The organism is Williamsia muralis, assembly GCF_002735905.1.
GTDB classification, from domain to species: domain Bacteria; phylum Actinomycetota; class Actinomycetes; order Mycobacteriales; family Mycobacteriaceae; genus Williamsia; species Williamsia muralis_A.
This window is the reverse complement of record NZ_PEBD01000005.1, coordinates 317,092-334,429: the sequence shown is the minus strand read 5'-3', so window position 1 is coordinate 334,429 and position 17,338 is coordinate 317,092. Positions and strand designations below refer to the sequence as shown.

Here is a 17,338-nt window from a genome sequence, read left to right as displayed (position 1 = left end):
AAGGTTTCCGATGACGATTGCCGAGTCCGTTTCGACCAACACTGCCGCGCCGGCACGTCCCCGAATCGCTGCGCCCGGCGAGGGCGAAGATTCCCTGATCAACAACATCGACGGCGACATCGAGCTGATCCCGCCGGACTCGATCACTGCAGAGTTGACCGGACACTTCACATTCCTGCCGGTCAACGGTGCGGCTTTCGTGATGCAGGTGATGCTTCCGGTGATCGGCGATGTGGTGGACAAGTATTCGGTGTTCCGCACCGACCCGGCCGGGCGTGCGATCCGGTCGGTGGATTCTGTTCTCCGCTGGATCTACGGCGGACAGGAGGCGATCGAAGAAGGCAAGAGACTGCGCCGGATGCACCAGCCGCTGCAGATGAAGAACTCGCAGGGCAAACACATCAGCGCACTCAATCCCGAGGCGTATCAATGGGTCATCGCCACCGCGTATCCCACGACGATCAAGGCCGGACCACTTCTGATCGGCCGGGAGTTCAACGCCGAGGAGAAGCAGGAGATCTTCCGCGACAATCGTCGGATAGCCAAGATCGTGCAGGTGCCGATGAAGGGCTACCCGACCACGATCGAGGAGTTCGGCGAGTACTACGAAGACTTCGTCAACAACAAGCTGGTCGCGCACAAGGTCGCGCTGGAGCTGATCGGTCAGATGCGCGAAGCGCCCCCGATTCCCGACTCCGTTCCGGCCGCGCTGCGACCGGCGGCGAAGAAGGCCGCCAAGTTCGCCATGTCACCGGTTCAGAACCTGAACTACCTGACCACGGTCGGGGTGATGGATCCACGCGTTCGCGAAATTCTCGGCCTCACGTGGAGTGACCGCGAGCAGCGTGACCTCGAGCGGATGCACACCGTGATCCGTGGTTCGTACAGGGTGCTGCCCGAGCGTCTGACCTACTTCCCGCTGGCGTACCACGCCCGCCGCCACCACGCCGCCATCCAGGCGATGAAGAAACGCGAAACCGGCGGTGCCGCATACAAAGTGGGCAAGAGTCACGCCTGACGAAGGACGTCGCGTGTGAGTTCGAGCTGGCCGAGGTGCTGGGCCAGCTCGCGCACCACGTGCGTCAACACCCACTCCGGGGTGGCGGTTGCGGCCTCCGGACGAGTGGAACCGACGACGGTCCGCTCGCGAATCCCTTCGCGTAGTGCGACATCCACCCACTCGGGCAGACGCGCACGAACATCATCGACCCGTGTGATCAGCTCATCGACCCGCCCGGTGGCAGTGAACTCGGCGGCGCGGTCCCGCGGGATCTTCAGGCCGGCGATCACCGAGCCCGCCCAGTGCTCGATCACGCCGACACAGTGGAACACGATGGCGTAGGGACTGTTGGCGCCCGGCAGATCCGGCCTGGTGTTGGACAGCTCGTCTCCCAGGCCCGTGAGGATCTCCGTCATCGATGACAGACTCTCGCCGGTGATCGCCAGAGTGGCTTCAGCCAAACGACTTTCGGCGTCGTCTTGCCGCGACGTCACCACGGGTACGGCTCGAAGTCTTTGAGAAAACAGCCGTACAGGTCGATACCGGCTTCGCCCTGCACCACCGGGTCGTACACCCGGGCCGCTCCGTCGACGAGGTCGAGGGGAGCACGGAAGCCCTCCTCCGCCAGTCGGATCTTGCTGGTGTGCGGCCGTTCGTCGGTGATCCACCCGGTGTCGACGGCGGTCACCAGGATCCCGTCCTCGTATAGGTCGCCGGCACTCGTGCGCGTCAACATGTTCAGTGCCGCCTTCGCCATGTTGGTGTGAGGATGACCGGGCCCCTTGTAGCCACGCGAGAAGATGCCTTCCATCGCCGACACGTTCACCACATACTTGCGTCGTGCCGTCGATGCACGAAGGGCCGGGGTGAGTCGTGACAGCAGGATGAATGGGGCCACGCTGTTGCACAGCTGGACTTCCAGCAACTCCAGCGGGTCCACCTGGTCGACGGTCTCCACCCAGCTGTTGCTGTCGACCAGGTCGGGCAGCAATCCGCCCGCGTCGATGGCGGTCCCGTCGGCGATGCGTGCGGGCGCTGCAGATCCCGCAGTCATGGCCAGGGAGGCGAGCGCCTTGGCCGCCGAGTCCGAATCGCCACCTGAGGCGAGCGACTGTGGATGCAGCTCACTGCTGTCGCCCATTGTCAGCACCGGTACCGCTGCCGCGGGGCCGGTGAGCGGTGCTCGTTCGGCGTCGGCGAGCGAACTGTACGCGCCGGCGGTGCGCCGGACAGTCTGTGCGGCGTTGTTGATGAGGATGTCGAGAGGCCCTTGTGCCGCAACCGAATCCGCCAACGCTGTCACCTGTGCGGGATCGCGGAGGTCGATACCGACGATGCTCAGGCGGTGCAGCCACTCGTCGGCGTCCGGCTGCCGGGCGAATCGCCGGGCGGCGTCCTTGGGGAACCGGGTGGTGATGGTGAGGTCGGCACCGTCGCGGAGCAGCATCAGCGCGATGTACATGCCGATCTTTGCCCTGCCACCGGTGAGAAGCGCGCGGCGGCCGCTCAGGTCGGCGTGCTGGTTGCGTTTGTCGCGGTTGGCGGCCGCGCATCGTGGGCAGAGTTGATGGTGGAACGCGTCGACCCGGGTGTAGTCCTGCTTGCAGATGTAGCACGGCTGGGGGCGGATGAGCGTTCCGGCGGTGCTACCGGGCGCGCCCGTCAGCGGTAGACCCGCGGTCTCGTCGTCGATGCGGTCCGGCGAACCGGTCGCGGTGGCCGCCAGCACCTTCCGGTCGGCGTCGAGTCGGGTCTGATGAGCCTGCTTCTTGCGGCGCCGTTTGGCCCGCTTGAACATCAAGGCCACGGCCCGCTGCACCGTGATCGAATCAGGATGATCTGCGTCGAGTTCGGTCACCTGGTCCAGGACACGGTGGAAGACCGCCAGGTCGGCAGGATCGATGGGGTCGGCGTGCACCCGAGTATTGTAGTGCGCCCGGTCGACCACCCTAACCGCCACGATCCGCGCTCACCATCGCGGCCTAGCGTGGCAGTCAGCGTCCGGTTGGCGCAGCTGCAGGTGAAGTGCTGCCGGTGGGGCTCGCCTCTCCAATTCGTTCGTCGGCCGCTGACACGCGCGGTGGCGTCATCGAGACGAACCAGGCCTCCTGGACACCGAGGACCACGATGATCGACAGCAGCAGTCCTTCGACCTCGATGGGGGACAGGCTCAGGTTCATCGCACCGACGACGTCGGGGAACAGTGCGACGACAAACACCAAGACATACAGCGGCACACCCGCACCCCCGAGTACCCACGGCATCACCTTCGCGTCGGTGTGGGTGCGGAACTGGACCGCAAGCATCGCGATCCCGATTGCACCGATGAGTCCGGCGATCGAGAATCCGGTGCGCCACACAGCAGTGATCTCCGGGGCCACCTGGGCAAACAACGACACCGCGGCCGCGACCACGAACTGCAGCGAGACGAGATACGCCATGTTGCTACCGCGTCCGTCTCGGCCGGTGAGATCGTCCCGGTCTTTGACCGCCACCCACCAGAGGCCCAGCAGGGTGAAATTGGTGGCCGCCACGACGCCATAAAAAGCGGATTGATCCATGCCCAGCACAGTAGGCCGTGCGCGAGTGCGCCGACAGGTGCTTTTCGATCGACAACCAGGTGCAGCATCACGCTGTACCGGCAAAGTGTGTCCGAGGGGGGACTTGAACCCCCACGCCCGTTAATAGGGCACTAGCACCTCAAGCTAGCGCGTCTGCCATTCCGCCACTCGGACCAGTCACGCCGGCAGTCAACCTGCCAGCGCCGGATAACATTAGCCGACTGCCGGCCTGCAACCCAAATCCCCAGGACACGACCATCTCGAGACGATTCTCCTCTACCGATGCGGGCAAGGTGCTAACAATCTGTCTCATGGACCTGGACACGGTGATCTGCCGTACCTGCGCCGTGGAGCACGGCAGTAGGCGACCACAGACATGCCGGATATGTGCCGACGAGCGCCAATACGTACCGCCAGGCGGACAACAGTGGGCCACTCTCGCCGAGTTGACGGCGGAAGGTCATCACGTCGAGATCAATGAACTCGAACCCGGGCTCCACGAGCTGCGCGCCGTGCCGGGAGTCGGGATCGGTCAGCGGAGCAAGTTGCTGCGCACCCAGGCCGGAAGCCTGTTGTGGGACCCCCTCGGTTTCATCGATGAGCAGTCGGTTGCCGCGGTACGCGACCGGGGAGATGTGGTGGCCATCGTGGCCAGTCATCCGCACATGTTCGGTGTCCAGGTGGAGTGGAGCCATGCACTGGGGCGGGTACCGGTACTGGTGGCCGACGCCGATCTGGAGTGGTTGGCCCGGACAGATCCGGTCATCGAATCCTGGAGCGGTGACCTCGAAATCCTGCCGGGTGTCACACTCGCGCAATCGGGCGGGCACTTTCCGGGCAGCGCCGTGGCGCATTGGGACGCCGGAGCGCAGGGTCGCGGCGTGCTCCTTTCCGGCGACACCGTTCTGCCCAATCCCGACCGGGCCACGGTGTCCTACATGCGGAGCTATCCGAACCGCATCCCGCTGTCGGCGGCGGTGGTGGACCGGTTGGCCCGAGACCTCGGGCGGTTCCGATTCGATCGCCTGTACGGAAACTTCGCCGAGTTCATCGCCGCCGACGCCGCAGCTGCCGTCCAGCACTCGGCTCAACGCCACATCGGTTGGGTGCGGGGTGATTTCGACCATCTGACCTGACGCTGGAGTCGTCGACTCCGCTGAGCGCCCGGTCCGAACGTCGTCGGGATGATAGGAATGAGCAGGTGAGCCCCGACACCGACACTCCCACCGCAACCGATGAGGTTGTCGGCCTGGTCAGCAGGCTGATCCGCTTCGACACCAGCAACACCGGTGAGCTCGAGACCACCAAGGGCGAGGAAGAATGTGCCCGCTGGGTGCAGCAACAACTCGAGGACGTGGGCTACCGGACCGAGTATGTCGAATCCGGCCAGCCCGGCCGGGGCAACGTCTTCGCCACCCTGCCGGGCAGCGACTCCACCCGAGGCAAGTTGTTGCTGCACACCCATCTTGATGTCGTACCGGCCGAGCCTGCCGATTGGAGCGTCCATCCGTTCTCCGGGTCTGTCGAGGACGGCTATATCTGGGGCAGGGGCGCGGTCGACATGAAGGACATGGTGGGAATGGCGTTGGCCCTTGCCCGGCAGTTCAAACGCGACGGCACCGTTCCTCCTCGCGACATCGTGTTCGCCTTTCTCGCCGACGAAGAGGCCGGCGGCAAGTGGGGTTCGCACTGGCTGGTGGAGCACCGGCCCGATCTCTTCGAAGGGGTCACCGAAGCCGTCGGTGAGGTCGGCGGCTTCTCTCTCACCGTCGACCGGCCCGACGGCGGACAAAAGCGCCTGTATCTCGTCGAGACTGCAGAAAAAGGAATCGCCTGGATGCGGCTGACGGCAACCGCAACAGCCGGCCACGGATCGTTTCTGCACGACGACAACGCCGTCACGATCTTGTCCGAAGCTGTTGCGAGGTTGGGCAGGCACACGTTCCCGTTGGTGATGACCGAATCGGTGTCGCAGTTCTTGGCCGCGGTGTCGGAGGAGTCCGGGCTCGAACTGCACCCGGACACACCGGATCTGGAAACCGCCCTGTTCAAGATCGGCTCGATCGCCCGGATCATCGGAGCCACCCTGCGGGACACGGCCAACCCCACGATGCTCGAAGCCGGGTACAAGGCAAACGTCATTCCGCAGAAAGCCACCGCCGTGGTGGACTGCCGGGTCTTACCTGGCCGCCAGGCTGCCTTCGAAGCTGAGGTGGACGCCCTCATCGGGCCACAGGTCACCAGGGAATGGGTCACGAAACTCGACTCGTACGAGACCACGTTCGACGGCGACCTCGTCGATGCGATGAATGACGCGATCTTGGCACACGATCCCGAAGGCCGCACCGTGCCGTACATGCTGTCCGGCGGCACCGACGCCAAAGCCTTTGCACGCCTTGGTATCCGGTGTTTCGGCTTCGCCCCGCTGAAACTGCCGACCGACCTCGATTTCGCCGCGCTGTTTCATGGGATCGACGAGCGGGTACCGGTGGAGTCGGTTCTGTTCGGTACCGATGTCCTCGAGCACTTCTTGCTCCACAGCTGATGGCCGCACGCTCCAAGGATTGACCCCTACGGAAAGGACGCGAACGACATGTCGAGTTACAACCCGTACGACGCACTACCTCACCTGCCCGGTTTCACCCTGACATCCGAGAGCATCACCGACGGCGCACCGCTCGGCAAAGCGCAGGTCTCCGGAATCATGGGAGCCGGCGGCGAGGACGTCTCGCCTCAGCTCAGCTGGTCCGGCTTCCCAGAGGACACCAAGAGCTTCGCGGTCACCGTCTACGACCCGGATGCTCCCACCGCCTCGGGATTCTGGCATTGGGCAGTCGCGGACATCCCGGCGTCGGTCACGTCGCTCGACGCCGGCGTCGGTGATGGCGCCGACGGGTCCCTCCCGTCCGGAGCCGTGACCCTCGACAACGACGCCTCGGCGCCGCGGTTCATCGGCGCCGCCCCGCCACCCGGGCACGGCCCGCACCGGTACTTCGTCGTGGTGCACGCAGTGGATGTCGAGAGCCTCGGACTGCCCGATGGTGCGACACCGGCCTACCTCGGATTCAATCTGTTCAGCCACGCGATCGGACGTGCCGTAATTCACGGCACGTACGAGCAGCCGGCCGGAGACTAGTCGGACCGGGGTGCCGCGCTGCCGACCGCCTCGGCTATCGAGGTGTACCCGGCAGCGCGCACCCTCTCGGCCAGTCCTTGATGAATGTGCTTGGCCCACAACGGACCGCCGTAGATGAAACCGGTGTAACCCTGGATCAGCGAGGCACCGGCCCGGATGCGCTCCCAGGCCTGATCCGCGGTTTCGATACCGCCGACGCTGACCAGAGTCAACCTGCCGCCCACCCGCACGTGCAGTCGGCGTAGGACCTCGAGTGACCGGTCTGCGAGCGGAGCGCCCGACAACCCGCCTGCGCCCATCGCCTCGACCTCATGCGCAGGGGTGACCAACCCGTCCCGGCTGATGGTGGTGTTGGTGCAGACGATGCCCGCCAGCCCCAACTCGACTGCCAGGTCCGCGATTTCGTCGATGTCGTCGTCGGCGAGGTCGGGAGCGATCTTCACCAGCACCGGAATGTCCACCGACTCCTGTACCGCGGCGAGCAGCGGACGCAGGGAGGCCACGGCCTGAAGATCCCTCAGCCCCGGCGTGTTTGGCGAACTGACGTTCACCACGAGGAAGTCCGCCAGCGGTCCGAGGAGACGAGCGCTGATGAGGTAGTCGTCCACAGCATCTTCGGCCGCGACAACCTTGGTCTTGCCGATGTTGGCACCGATGGGCACCATCGTCGTTGTCGTCTTACGTTGTCGGAGCAGGTTGGCGGCCGCGCCCGCCCCATGATTGTTGAACCCCATCCGGTTGATCAGCGCACGGTCGGCGGGCAGACGGAACAGCCGCGGACCCGGGTTTCCGGGCTGAGCGGCGCCGGTGACCGTACCGATCTCTGCGAATCCGAAACCGAGTGCGCCCCAGGCGTCGATCGCCTCCGCGTTCTTGTCGAATCCCGCGGCCAGTCCGAGCGGCGCGGGGAAGTCGATCCCGAAGACGCGCGACCTCAGGACCGGATCCTGGGTCGTCAAGACGCGACCGGCAAGGAGGCGGAGCGGTTTGACCCGGCCGACCAAGATGATGATCGCCGCCGCGACGCGGTGGATCCGCTCTGCCGGTACACGGAACATCAGTGTGAGGAGCAGCGGATACAGCCGCCGATAGAGCGACTCGATCACGCGCTCAACCCGGTGTCGGGCAGGTCGGTGGGCGCCAGCCGTGGCCTGCGCCTACGGAGCAGGACCTTGCGGCTACCGTCCGAATACAACCGCACCCGCGACAGCTCCCATCCCCCGAACTCCGCCTGGATCGACAACTGCATCGATGCCGTCACCCGCGTCACGTCGGGCGGGAGGCGCAGCGGGATGTATTCGTAGTCGTCTGCCGACATATCCCATTCCCGCGGGAATCCGCGGTTGCGCTTACCTGCCAATCGAAAGTCACCTCACTGCTGGTCGGGGTTGATGATCTGCAGACCCTCACCACGGGCCGAGAGCAGATACACCGTTCCCGTCTTCGGGTCCACCACCATCGAGTTCGCCTGCCCGACTGTCTGGAACTGGCGTTGCTGAACCGGTGTCCCGGTGGACAACTCGTAGGCGGCGACCTTGTTGTTTCCGGTGGTGCTCACCCACGCCAGGTTGTGGGTGTCGTCGTAGTCTACGGCGTACGGTCCGAAGGCCACCGGATAGCGGAACTTGTTGACCAACGGGTCGCCGTTGAACGCCAGCAACTCGCCTCCGCGGGTGTCGGTGGTCAGGAACCGGCCGAAGTGATCGACCGTGAGATTTGTCGCACCGTCACCCGCACGGATTGCGACCCCGAGGTCGTCATCCGCCAAGTCGAGTTCGGTCACCGACGACTGGGCACGGTCGAGAACAACCACCTGGCCGTCGTGTTCGGCGAGTGCATCCGCCCGGACGAGTCCGTCGATCGTCCCGATGACCGCGCCTCGGGCGTCCACACGGAGAATCTCACCGCCCTCGGTACCGATGAAGGTCTCCCCGGTTGAGCTCAACAACGACGACACCGGGGTGCCCGGCACGTCGGTGGTCGTGATCGCGCCGTCTGCCGAATCGACGGTCAACATCGCGTCGGCCACAAGCACCTGCAGCTTCCCGCCACTGAACATCCCGAACCCAGATGCCCTGTCGGGCAACGTGACTGTGCGAGCAGGCGCACTCCCGGGTGCCAGGCCGGCGGTGGGGTAGAAAAGAATCGTCCGCCCGTCGTCGGACAGCAGCGCGAGCTGGGAAGTGCTCGGGCAGAACGCCAGTGCAGTCCCGGCTCCGGGTACCGGTACGACAACACCTGCGGGCCGTTCGGACCCATCCGCCGCGGGTGCGGCAATCGGGGTCTGCGGGGTGATCGTCGGGACGTCCGGGGTCTCTTCCGAATCCGAGCAACCCGTCACCACGAGTGCCGCGACCACCATTGCCACGATCAGGCCTCTGCCGCGCACATTCATGGGAACCATCTTGCTCGTCGACGACCGGGGCATGGACGGCCGGGGGGAGTGCGCGTCGCTCGACAGGTGTGGGGCCGCTTGTCCCGTAGCATCGGCTGCCGTGACCGACTCGATGAGCTGGGCCCAGTCGATCGTCCTGGGTGCCGTGCAAGGCCTGACCGAATTTCTGCCCGTATCGTCCTCCGGCCACCTGCGCATCGTCTCGGAGGTGTGGTTCGGCGACGATGCCGGCGCGTCGTTCACCGCCGTGACCCAGCTCGGCACCGAGGCCGCGGTGCTGGTCTATTTCGCCCGGGACATCGTCCGCATCATCGCGGCGTGGTTCCGCGGCCTGCGCCGGCCAGAAGACCGGGGTCTCGACTATCGGATCGGCTGGTATGTGATCATCGCCACCATTCCGATCGGCGTCCTCGGCTTCTTGTTCAAAGACCAGATCCGCACTGGCGCACGCAACCTGTGGCTGATCGCCACCATGCTCATCGTCTTCTCGCTGGTGATTTTTCTGGCCGAACGGTACGGCGCCAAGAAACGACCGATCGAACAACTCACCCGGCGCGACGGTCTTGTCATGGGCTTCGCGCAGTGCCTGGCTCTGATCCCCGGTGTCTCGCGTTCCGGTGCCACCTCGAGCGCCGGACTGTTCCTGGGCCTCGAGCGGGAAGCCGCCGTGCGCTTCTCCTTCCTGCTGGCCATCCCGGCCGTGACCGCGTCGGGGCTGTTCAGCCTGCCGGATGCATTCAGCCCGAGTGGCGACGGCATGCAGGCGAGTGGACCACAGCTGCTGGTCGCCACCCTCGTAGCCTTCGCCATCGGCTTCGCCTCCATCGCCTGGCTGCTGAAGTTCGTCGCCAACCACTCGCTGAACTGGTTTGTCGCGTACCGGGTCATCCTCGGACTGGTCGTCATGGGCCTGCTTGCCGGTGGGGCGATCAGTGCCACCTGAGTCACCTGAACAGGATCCGTTCCTGTTCGGCGCTGCGTCCACAACCGGGCGCAGTGCCCTCGTCCGCCTAAGCTGATTCGTGTGACGGTCATTCTGCTTCGCCATGGTCGATCGACGGCCAACACATCCGGGGTCCTGGCCGGTCGTACCGAAGGTGTGAACCTCGACGACCACGGCCGCAGCCAGGCCGCCGCACTGATCGATCGATTGGGCGGGCTCAGCGGACTCGCCGCCGTCGTCCGATCCCCCCTGCAGCGTTGTGAGCAGACCGTGGCGCCACTCGTCGAGCACTTCGGCTGCCCCGAGATCGTCGAGGACAGGCTCGTCGAGGTCGACTACGGCCAGTGGTCGGGGCGGCCGATCAAGGAGCTGCTGTCCGAACCGCTGTGGCGTGTGGTCCAGCAACAACCGTCCGCGGCCATCTTCCCGGGCGGGGAGGGGCTCGCGCAGGTGCAGTCACGCGCGGTGGCGGCGGTTCGCGAACTGGACGCCAGATTCGCTGGAGAGGACGGCGCCGGTGTGTGGATCGCGTGCACGCACGGCGACGTCATCAAAGCGGTACTGGCCGACGCGATGGGCATGCATCTCGACGCATTCCAGCGAATCGTGGTCGAACCGGCGTCGGTGAGTGTGATCCGGTACAGCCTGGCCAGGCCGTACGTACACGCGGTGAACTGCACTTCAATGCTGCCGCCGATCCCGAGCGCGCCGAAACCGAGCGAAGCCGCGGAACAGAAATCCCCCGACTCCGGCGAAGCACAGTCCGACGAGGCGGTGGTGGGTGGCTCGACGGGCACCTGACCGCCACGGCGCGTGGGCCGCATCCTGCGGCGATCTCGTGTCGTGGGCGAACCGCCATCAAATGGGGATAATCGAACTCGGAAAAGGGAGGTGCCATGGCCAGAGCGATACACGTCTTCCGTAGTCCCGACCGTTTCATCGCCGGAACGGTGGGCCAACCGGGCGACCGGACCTTCTATCTACAAGCTGTCCACGAGACACGCGTGATCAGCGTGATGCTCGAGAAGCAGCAGGTCCAGATACTCGCCGACCGAATCGGCGCGTTGCTCGAAGAAGTGCACCGCCGCTTCGGCACGCCACTGCCCGCGGAACTGTCCCGGGTCGAAGACCTCAGCCCCCTCGTCATGCCGGTCGATGCCGAATTCCGGGTCGGCACGATGGGACTCGGCTGGGACTCTGAATCCGAGGCCGTGGTGGTAGAACTCCTGGCCATCACCGAAGGTGAGTTCGACGAGAGTGTGGTGCTCGACGACACCGAGGACGGCCCGGATGCCGTCCGCGTGTTCCTCAGCACCGGCGCCGCGCGTGAGTTCGCGACCCGCTCGAGCCGCGTCATCTCTGCCGGACGCGAACCCTGCCCGCTCTGTGGCGAACCGCTCGACAACGCCGGGCATATTTGCGTCCGCACCAACGGGTACCGCCGAGATACCGAGTTCGGCCCCTCGCTCGAGTTCATCGATCCAGATCTCCTCGAGGGCATCGAGGACGACGACCCCGGCGACGAACCCGGGCCCGCCTCCGGCGACGAGCCGAGTCGGTAGTCCACGGTGGCAGCACCCAGTGAGAATCCCGTCGATGTGGCAGAGGTGCTCACCGAGGGCGACCTCGAACTGATCGGGCAGATCCGGTCCGCCAGCAACGCCACTCTCGTGTGCGATGCAGTGGTCGGGGAGACCTCGGTCCGTTGCGTCTACAAGCCGGTGCGGGGCGAACAACCGCTGTGGGACTTTCCCGACGGAACGCTGGCCGGCCGCGAGGTCGCGTCGTATCTGGTGTCCGAGGCGTTGGGATGGTCGGTGATCCCGGTGACGCTGCTGCGCGACGGCCCCTTCGGTCCCGGGATGGTGCAGCGCTGGATCGACACCCCCGAGCCCAGCGACGGACTGCCCACGCGGCTCGACGTGGTCGACCTCTGCTCGCCGGATCTGGTGCCAGAGGGCTGGAAAGTGATCTTGTCGGCCATCGATGCCCGGGGTGAGGACGTGGTGCTCGTGCATGCCGACGACCCGCGCCTACAACGGATGGCCGTACTCGACGTGCTGATCAACAACGCCGACCGCAAGGGCGGGCACGTCCTCGAAGGCCTCGACGGTCAGGTGTACGGCGTCGATCACGGCATCTGCCTGCACAGCGACGACAAACTCCGCACGGTCCTGTGGGGCTGGGCAGGCGAGAACATCCCGGCGCACCTCCTCGAGGACGTCGGCGGCCTGCTCGACGCGCTGCGAGAGAAACCCTCACCGCTTCAGGAAAAGCTCCGCGGGCTCATCACCGCAGCCGAGATCGAGGCCCTGGCCATGCGTGCGGCCGTCATGCTCGGTGACCCGGTGATGCCGGACGCCAACAGATCCAGGCCGATTCCCTGGCCGGCGTTCTGAGCGCCGTCGCCGTGCCGAGCCCGCTCCACCCGAGCGAAAGTTCCGCCCTGAAATCAGGTTCCCCCGTCCTCGCCCTAAGGTGTTGTCATGCAGTCGTGGTCTGACACCGCCGTTCCGCCAGTACCCGGTAGAGGGCCGGCTCTACGGCTCTATGACACCTCGGACCGTCAGGTGCGGCCGGTGAGCCCCGGCCCCACGGCGACCATGTATGTGTGCGGCATCACACCTTACGACGCAACACATCTGGGTCACGCAGCCACCTACCTGACCTTCGACCTCGTCAACCGCGTGTGGCGCGACCTCGGTCACGATGTCCACTACGTCCAGAACATCACCGACGTGGACGACCCCCTGTTCGAACGAGCGAACCGCGACGGGATCGACTGGGTGGATCTCGGGCAACGCGAGATCAACCTGTTCCGAGAAGACATGGCCGCGTTGCGGGTGCTTCCTCCTCGCGATTACATCGGTGCGGTGGAGTCCGTCGGCGAGGTGGTCGAGGTGGTCGACAAGCTGTTGGCATCAGGCGCCGCCTACATCGTCGACGACCCGCAATACCCGGACATCTACTTTCGGACCGACGCCACAGAGCAATTCGGATACGAATCGGGCTACGACCACGAGACGATGCAACGGTTCTTCGCCGAACGCGGCGGTGACCCAGATCGTCCGGGCAAGCGCGACCCCCTTGACGCCCTGGTGTGGCGTGCCGCCCGCGAGTCCGAGCCGTCGTGGGACTCACCGCATGGCCGAGGCCGTCCGGGTTGGCACATCGAGTGTGCTGCAATAGCTTTGAATCGGATCGGTGCCGAGTTCGATGTGCAGGGTGGGGGCAACGACCTGATCTTCCCGCACCACGAGTTCTCCGCGGCGCACGCAGAGGCACTGACCGGTGTGCGCCGATTCGCCAAACACTATGTGCACACGGGAATGATCGGTCTCGACGGCGAGAAGATGTCGAAGTCACGGGGCAACCTCGTTTTCGTGTCCAAACTGCGGGCGGCACAAGTCGATCCGGCCGCGATCAGGCTGGGCCTGCTCGCCGGGCACTACCGCACAGACCGCGCATGGACCGACGAGGTGCTCGCGGAGGCGACATCGCGCCTGGACCGGTGGCGTCGTGCCGTGCAGCGTGGCGCTGGACCGGACGCCGCCCCGACGATCGAGCGACTGCGTCAGCACCTCGCAGACGACCTCGACACCCCCAAGGCTCTCGCGGCAATCGATGCCTGGGCGGCCGACAGTCTCGACGGTCTGGGCAGTGTCGCCTCCGCTCCTGCGGATCTCGGTGCTGCCGTCGACGCCCTACTCGGGGTCCCACTCACCGACACCGGGGCCGAAGGGTCACCAATTGTTCTCACCGACAGCGAATCCCGCTGACGGCTTGGGTATGGTTCCTCTCGTGGCCAACGTTCGAGAGATCGATCCCAGCACCGACGATGGCGTCTGGACCGTGGTGACCCGCACGTCGACCTATCTGCTGGACTTCGGTGAGATGACCCTGCTACGAGCTCCCGGCGTCGGTGGCACCGACGACGAGGACTGGGCCGTCAGTCGATTGCGCCGCGACTCCGAGGACATCCCTCTCCTGGGTGTGAAGTCGTGCCGGGTGGGGGAGTCGGCGCAGTTCTGGGTGCGCGCCGCGGACGACCCCGACGTGCGCACCTGGCGTATCACCACACCGGTCGTCTCGATCGAGCGGATCTCCTGACCACCACCCCGTTTGTGCCCTTGTTCGCGCAGGGGTCCGATCGACGACCATCAGACCCAGACGTGGATCACCCCGTCCCTGACCTCGGCTCGGTAGTGCGGTAGCGCTTCGATGTCGTCGCTGTTGGTGCATCTGCCGTCCTCGAAGGAAAAGGTGTACTGGTGCAACGGGCACATCACCTTCGTCGAGTCGGTCTGGCCGTCGGCGATCGGCCCGGCGCGGTGCGGACAGACCGCGCCCAACGCCCGCACAGTGCCGTCCGCCATCCGGAAGACGGCCACCTGGCTGCCCTCCACCACGTAGGCGCGGCCCTCTCCGACCGTGAGGTCGGTCAATGGACCCACGGCCGTGGATGCGGGCGCGCTCATCGGACCGGCACCAGGGGCAGCTTGATGAGCGGCAGGGCCGGAGTGAACTGTGCCGGCGACTTCGGTGCCAACCGCTCCTTCCACGGATCGCTGTAGGCCGCGATGGACATGCCGATACGCTCGAGCAACCCGTCGACCATGCCGTCACGATCGTCGATCAGGATCGCCCGCAGCTCCTCGATGCCGATTCGGGGCACCCAGGCATAGGTCCGTTCGAGCCACTTGGCCGTCTCGCGGTAGTACTGGATGAAGACGCCGCAGATGCGGATGACCTCGTCGGCACCGTTCGCGGTCGCGAGCAGATCACCCTTTCGGATGTGGGCACCGGCAGCCCCGCCGACATAGATCTCCCATCGGCCATCACCGACAGCCACCACGCCGAAGTCCTTACACAGAGCTTCGGCACAGTTACGTGGGCATCCCGTGACCGCCAGTTTCAGCTTGGCGGGCGACTCGAGCCCTTGGTAGCGCTCCTCGATCGCAATCCCGAGGCCGGTGGAATCATCGAGACCGAACCGGCAAAAATCGGTTCCAACACAGGTTTTCACCGTCCGGAAGCTCTTTCCGTAGGCGTATCCCGAAGGCATGTCGAGGTCTTCCCAGACCTTGGGTAGGTCTTCCTTGCGGACACCGAGCAAGTCGATCCGCTGACCACCGGTCACCTTGATCATCGGGATGTCGTACTTGTCGGCCACATCGGCGATCTTGCGCAATTGCGTGGGATTGGTGACGCCGCCCTTCATCTGGGGCACAACCGAGAAGGTGCCGTCGCGCTGGATGTTGGCATGCACGCGGTCATTGATGAACAGCGCGCCGCGTTCGTCCTCCCACTCGTTGCCCCAGATGATCCGGAGCAGAGACGCCAGTGGCATCTTGGCTGTGACGTCGTCGCCGTCGGGTGCGAGTTCGCCGAGAATCGCCGACACCGATCGCAGATCGCGTTCCCGGATCTGTTCGATCAGCTCGGGCTTGCTCAGCGGAATGGCGGGTACGTACCAGTCCGCAGACGGGTCTTCGGCCAGCGCTCCGCCCGCGGCACAGGCGACAACATCGGCGACCAGGCCTTTGCACGAGCCGCAACCCTTTCCGGCGCGTGTCTTCGCAACGACTTCGCCGACCGATTTCGCCCCGGCGTGCACGCACGCCACGATGTCGCCTTTGGTGACGCCGTTGCAGTTGCAGACCTGTACCTCGTCGGCCAGTTCGGCTGCACCTGTCGCGGCGCTGGGTGTGCCCATGTCGAAGAGCATGCTGATGCGCTCGTCGGGTAGCGGGACCTTCTCGTCGAACGCCTGGGTGAGGAAGCTGACCTTGCTGATGTCGCCGAGCAACATCGCGCCGATCAGCTTGTTGTCTCGCACCACAACGGATTTGTATGTGCCGCTGCGAGGTTCGTAGAACTGGACGAACTCGTCCGTGTCGCGTTCAGGACCCTTCACACCCATGGCCGCGACATCGACTCCGGCCACCTTCAGCTTGGTCGTCAGACGCGAACCGTGGTAAGCCGCTTTGGGATCGGCTCCGGTCAGTACGTCTGCGAGCACACCTGCCTGCTCCCACAGTGGTGCGACGAGACCGTAGACCTCGCCGCGGTGCTGACAGCATTCGCCGACCGCGTAGATGGAACCTTCGTCCTCACAACGCATCTGGTCGTCGACGACGATTCCGCGCTCGACCACCAGCCCGCCGAGGCGAGCGAACTCGACGTTGGGTCTGATACCGGCGGTCACCACGATCATGTCGGCCGGCAGCGAGGTGTCGTCGTTGAAGCCGACTCCGGTCACCCGGCCCTCGCCGTCGCGCAGCACAGCGGTGGTGCGCTTGGACGTGTAGACCCCGACACCGAGCTCTTCGATCTTGTTGCGCAGTACCCGGCCGCCGCGTTCGTCCAATTGCTGGTTCATCAGGTGACCGGGGGAATGCACCACGTCGACGTCGATGCCTTGAGTCCGCAGTCCGTAGGCCGCCTCGAGGCCGAGGAGTCCGCCACCGATCACCACTGCCCGCATGTCGTCCCTGGACAACGCCATCTGCAACATGCCGTTGGTGTCCTCGATGGTGCGGAACCCGAACACGCCGCGGGCGAGGTGCCCGTCGGGCGCGCGGAGGCCGTCCATGTTCGGGAAGAAGGTGTTGCTGCCGGTCGCGATCACCAGGGTGTCGTAGTCGATGACGCGGCCGCTCTCGCAGGTGACGGTCTTGGCGAAGCGATCAAGGGCGACCGCGCGGTCACCGGCGTAGAGCTTGACGTCGTTCTCGCGGTACCACGCCATCGGGTTGAGCATCAGATCGTCGTCGTCGATGGAACTCTCACCCGCGAGTACGTGGGAGAGCATGATGCGGTTGTAGTTGCCGTACGGTTCGTCGCCGATCATCGTGATCTCGAATCGCGTCCCGCCACCGCGCTCGAGTATCTCTTCCACGGTTCGCGCGCCGGCCATCCCGTTGCCGACCACCACCAGGCGTTCCATCAGAACTCCACGAATCCGAAGTCGACCACGATTTCGCCGCTGCACCCCTCGGGCGCGGCGAACACCAGCTCGAGCAAGCTGTCCGGATCCACGTCTTCCACTACGCGCAACGGAACGTTCACCGAGGCCCTCGCTCCCATCGGGAACCATCTCATCGGCTGCTGGTCACGGTGCAATGCCACGTAGACGAGTTCTGAACTGCTGTTCCCTCCCCGGAAATACAGCGGTTGAACGGTCATCCCGGCCGGCACCTGATACGTCAAGGAAGGATCCAACGGCGCTGCCTTGGTCAATCCGGTACCGGTGAACGAGAAGACACCCTGCAAGAACTTCGGAGTACTGGACATGCCGCCA

At 65.3% G+C, this 17,338-nt stretch carries 19 protein-coding genes and 1 tRNA gene; 10 read left to right on the top strand and 10 right to left on the bottom strand.

Annotated elements, in window-relative coordinates; genetic code table 11:
- The first annotated feature begins 10 nt into the window (after window positions 1–10).
- Window positions 11–1,018 (top strand): oxygenase MpaB family protein, encoded by a 1,008-nt coding sequence (locus tag CSW57_RS08325; RefSeq protein WP_099382332.1) that lies wholly within the window; start codon window positions 11–13, stop codon window positions 1,016–1,018.
- On the opposite strand, the gene CSW57_RS08320 is transcribed toward CSW57_RS08325, so the two are convergent.
- The 4 genes from CSW57_RS08320 to CSW57_RS08305 form a co-directional block, all read right to left on the bottom strand.
- Window positions 1,009–1,416, bottom strand: a complete 408-nt coding sequence (locus CSW57_RS08320; protein ID WP_099382484.1) for a DinB family protein — start codon at window positions 1,414–1,416, stop codon at window positions 1,009–1,011. The genes CSW57_RS08325 and CSW57_RS08320 overlap by 10 nt on opposite strands.
- Window positions 1,417–1,490: 74 nt before the next feature.
- Window positions 1,491–2,918, bottom strand: a complete 1,428-nt coding sequence (locus tag CSW57_RS08315; protein WP_099382331.1) for an SDR family oxidoreductase — start codon at window positions 2,916–2,918, stop codon at window positions 1,491–1,493.
- 76 nt (window positions 2,919–2,994) lie between these two features.
- Window positions 2,995–3,561: a hypothetical protein gene (locus CSW57_RS08310; RefSeq protein WP_189339176.1), complete on the bottom strand. Its 567-nt coding sequence runs from the start codon at window positions 3,559–3,561 to the stop codon at window positions 2,995–2,997.
- 88 nt (window positions 3,562–3,649) lie between these two features.
- Window positions 3,650–3,735 (bottom strand) — tRNA-Leu (locus CSW57_RS08305).
- A gap of 137 nt (window positions 3,736–3,872) precedes the next feature.
- Here CSW57_RS08305 and CSW57_RS08300 point away from each other — a divergent pair.
- The 3 genes from CSW57_RS08300 (at window position 3,873) to CSW57_RS08290 (ending at window position 6,697) form a co-directional block, all read left to right on the top strand.
- Window positions 3,873–4,697: an MBL fold metallo-hydrolase gene (locus CSW57_RS08300; protein WP_099382330.1), complete on the top strand. Its 825-nt coding sequence runs from the start codon at window positions 3,873–3,875 to the stop codon at window positions 4,695–4,697.
- Between the two features lie 65 nt (window positions 4,698–4,762).
- Window positions 4,763–6,106 carry a M20/M25/M40 family metallo-hydrolase gene (locus tag CSW57_RS08295; RefSeq protein ID WP_099382329.1) on the top strand — a complete coding sequence of 448 codons (1,344 nt, stop codon included), beginning with the start codon at window positions 4,763–4,765 and terminating at the stop codon, window positions 6,104–6,106.
- Window positions 6,107–6,154: 48 nt separating this feature from the next.
- Window positions 6,155–6,697, top strand: a complete 543-nt coding sequence (locus tag CSW57_RS08290; protein WP_023959291.1) for a YbhB/YbcL family Raf kinase inhibitor-like protein — start codon at window positions 6,155–6,157, stop codon at window positions 6,695–6,697.
- Here the strand turns inward: CSW57_RS08290 and CSW57_RS08285 are convergent.
- From CSW57_RS08285 to CSW57_RS08275, 3 genes are read right to left on the bottom strand one after another with little or no spacing between them, the layout of a single operon-like run.
- Entirely contained in the window at window positions 6,694–7,779 is a 1,086-nt protein-coding gene (locus CSW57_RS08285) for a quinone-dependent dihydroorotate dehydrogenase (protein ID WP_099382483.1), read from the bottom strand. The two genes, CSW57_RS08290 and CSW57_RS08285, sit on opposite strands and share 4 nt — an antisense overlap.
- A 20-nt stretch (window positions 7,780–7,799) precedes the next feature.
- Complete coding sequence (locus tag CSW57_RS08280; RefSeq protein WP_099382328.1) at window positions 7,800–8,015, bottom strand: DUF5703 family protein; 216 nt, start codon at window positions 8,013–8,015, stop codon at window positions 7,800–7,802.
- Window positions 8,016–8,069: 54 nt separating this feature from the next.
- Window positions 8,070–9,092, bottom strand: coding sequence for a YncE family protein (locus CSW57_RS08275; RefSeq protein ID WP_099382327.1), 1,023 nt, complete (start codon window positions 9,090–9,092; stop codon window positions 8,070–8,072).
- Between the two features lie 100 nt (window positions 9,093–9,192).
- On the opposite strand from CSW57_RS08275, the gene CSW57_RS08270 reads away from it, so the two are divergent.
- The 6 genes from CSW57_RS08270 to CSW57_RS08245 all read left to right on the top strand — a co-directional run bounded on the left by CSW57_RS08270 (window position 9,193) and on the right by CSW57_RS08245 (window position 14,145).
- On the top strand, window positions 9,193–10,035 hold the full coding sequence (locus CSW57_RS08270; RefSeq protein ID WP_099382482.1) for an undecaprenyl-diphosphate phosphatase: 843 nt from the start codon (window positions 9,193–9,195) through the stop codon (window positions 10,033–10,035).
- An 81-nt stretch (window positions 10,036–10,116) separates the two neighbouring features.
- The gene (locus CSW57_RS08265) at window positions 10,117–10,836 is read left to right on the top strand and encodes a histidine phosphatase family protein (RefSeq protein WP_099382326.1); all 720 of its coding nucleotides are present in this window, start codon (window positions 10,117–10,119) and stop codon (window positions 10,834–10,836) included.
- A gap of 95 nt (window positions 10,837–10,931) precedes the next feature.
- Window positions 10,932–11,597 (top strand): DUF3090 domain-containing protein, encoded by a 666-nt coding sequence (locus CSW57_RS08260; protein ID WP_099382325.1) that lies wholly within the window; start codon window positions 10,932–10,934, stop codon window positions 11,595–11,597.
- A gap of 6 nt (window positions 11,598–11,603) precedes the next feature.
- Entirely contained in the window at window positions 11,604–12,434 is an 831-nt protein-coding gene (locus CSW57_RS08255) for an SCO1664 family protein (protein WP_099382324.1), read from the top strand.
- Window positions 12,435–12,521: 87 nt separating this feature from the next.
- Window positions 12,522–13,814, top strand: a complete 1,293-nt coding sequence (gene mshC / locus CSW57_RS08250) for a cysteine--1-D-myo-inosityl 2-amino-2-deoxy-alpha-D-glucopyranoside ligase (RefSeq protein WP_099382323.1) — start codon at window positions 12,522–12,524, stop codon at window positions 13,812–13,814.
- Between the two features lie 22 nt (window positions 13,815–13,836).
- Window positions 13,837–14,145: a hypothetical protein gene (locus CSW57_RS08245; protein WP_030162983.1), complete on the top strand. Its 309-nt coding sequence runs from the start codon at window positions 13,837–13,839 to the stop codon at window positions 14,143–14,145.
- Between the two features lie 50 nt (window positions 14,146–14,195).
- On the opposite strand, the gene CSW57_RS08240 is transcribed toward CSW57_RS08245, so the two are convergent.
- From CSW57_RS08240 to CSW57_RS08230, 3 genes are read right to left on the bottom strand one after another with little or no spacing between them, the layout of a single operon-like run.
- Window positions 14,196–14,513: a Rieske (2Fe-2S) protein gene (locus CSW57_RS08240; RefSeq protein WP_099382322.1), complete on the bottom strand. Its 318-nt coding sequence runs from the start codon at window positions 14,511–14,513 to the stop codon at window positions 14,196–14,198.
- Complete coding sequence (gene nirB, locus CSW57_RS08235; RefSeq protein WP_099382321.1) at window positions 14,510–16,984, bottom strand: nitrite reductase large subunit NirB; 2,475 nt, start codon at window positions 16,982–16,984, stop codon at window positions 14,510–14,512. The genes CSW57_RS08240 and nirB overlap by 4 nt, the downstream gene beginning before the upstream one ends.
- On the bottom strand, window positions 16,984–17,331 hold the full coding sequence (locus CSW57_RS08230) for a hypothetical protein (RefSeq protein WP_030162977.1): 348 nt from the start codon (window positions 17,329–17,331) through the stop codon (window positions 16,984–16,986). The genes nirB and CSW57_RS08230 overlap by 1 nt, the downstream gene beginning before the upstream one ends.
- Between the last annotated feature and the right edge of the window lie 7 nt (window positions 17,332–17,338).

Excerpts from the sequence above, each read along its gene's own strand:
- CSW57_RS08240 (WP_099382322.1), bottom strand. The coding sequence starts at position 14,513 with ATGAGCGCGCCCGCATCCACGGCCGTGGGTCCATTGACCGACCTCACG.
- nirB (WP_099382321.1), bottom strand. The coding sequence starts at position 16,984 with ATGGAACGCCTGGTGGTGGTCGGCAACGGGATGGCCGGCGCGCGAACC.
- CSW57_RS08310 (WP_189339176.1), bottom strand. The coding sequence starts at position 3,561 with ATGGATCAATCCGCTTTTTATGGCGTCGTGGCGGCCACCAATTTCACC.
- CSW57_RS08325 (WP_099382332.1), top strand. The coding sequence starts at position 11 with ATGACGATTGCCGAGTCCGTTTCGACCAACACTGCCGCGCCGGCACGT.
- CSW57_RS08290 (WP_023959291.1), top strand. The coding sequence starts at position 6,155 with ATGTCGAGTTACAACCCGTACGACGCACTACCTCACCTGCCCGGTTTC.
- CSW57_RS08230 (WP_030162977.1), bottom strand. The coding sequence starts at position 17,331 with ATGTCCAGTACTCCGAAGTTCTTGCAGGGTGTCTTCTCGTTCACCGGT.
- CSW57_RS08260 (WP_099382325.1), top strand. The coding sequence starts at position 10,932 with ATGGCCAGAGCGATACACGTCTTCCGTAGTCCCGACCGTTTCATCGCC.
- CSW57_RS08320 (WP_099382484.1), bottom strand. The coding sequence starts at position 1,416 with ATGACGGAGATCCTCACGGGCCTGGGAGACGAGCTGTCCAACACCAGG.
- CSW57_RS08300 (WP_099382330.1), top strand. The coding sequence starts at position 3,873 with ATGGACCTGGACACGGTGATCTGCCGTACCTGCGCCGTGGAGCACGGC.
- CSW57_RS08280 (WP_099382328.1), bottom strand. The coding sequence starts at position 8,015 with ATGTCGGCAGACGACTACGAATACATCCCGCTGCGCCTCCCGCCCGAC.
- mshC (WP_099382323.1), top strand. The coding sequence starts at position 12,522 with ATGCAGTCGTGGTCTGACACCGCCGTTCCGCCAGTACCCGGTAGAGGG.
- CSW57_RS08275 (WP_099382327.1), bottom strand. The coding sequence starts at position 9,092 with ATGAATGTGCGCGGCAGAGGCCTGATCGTGGCAATGGTGGTCGCGGCA.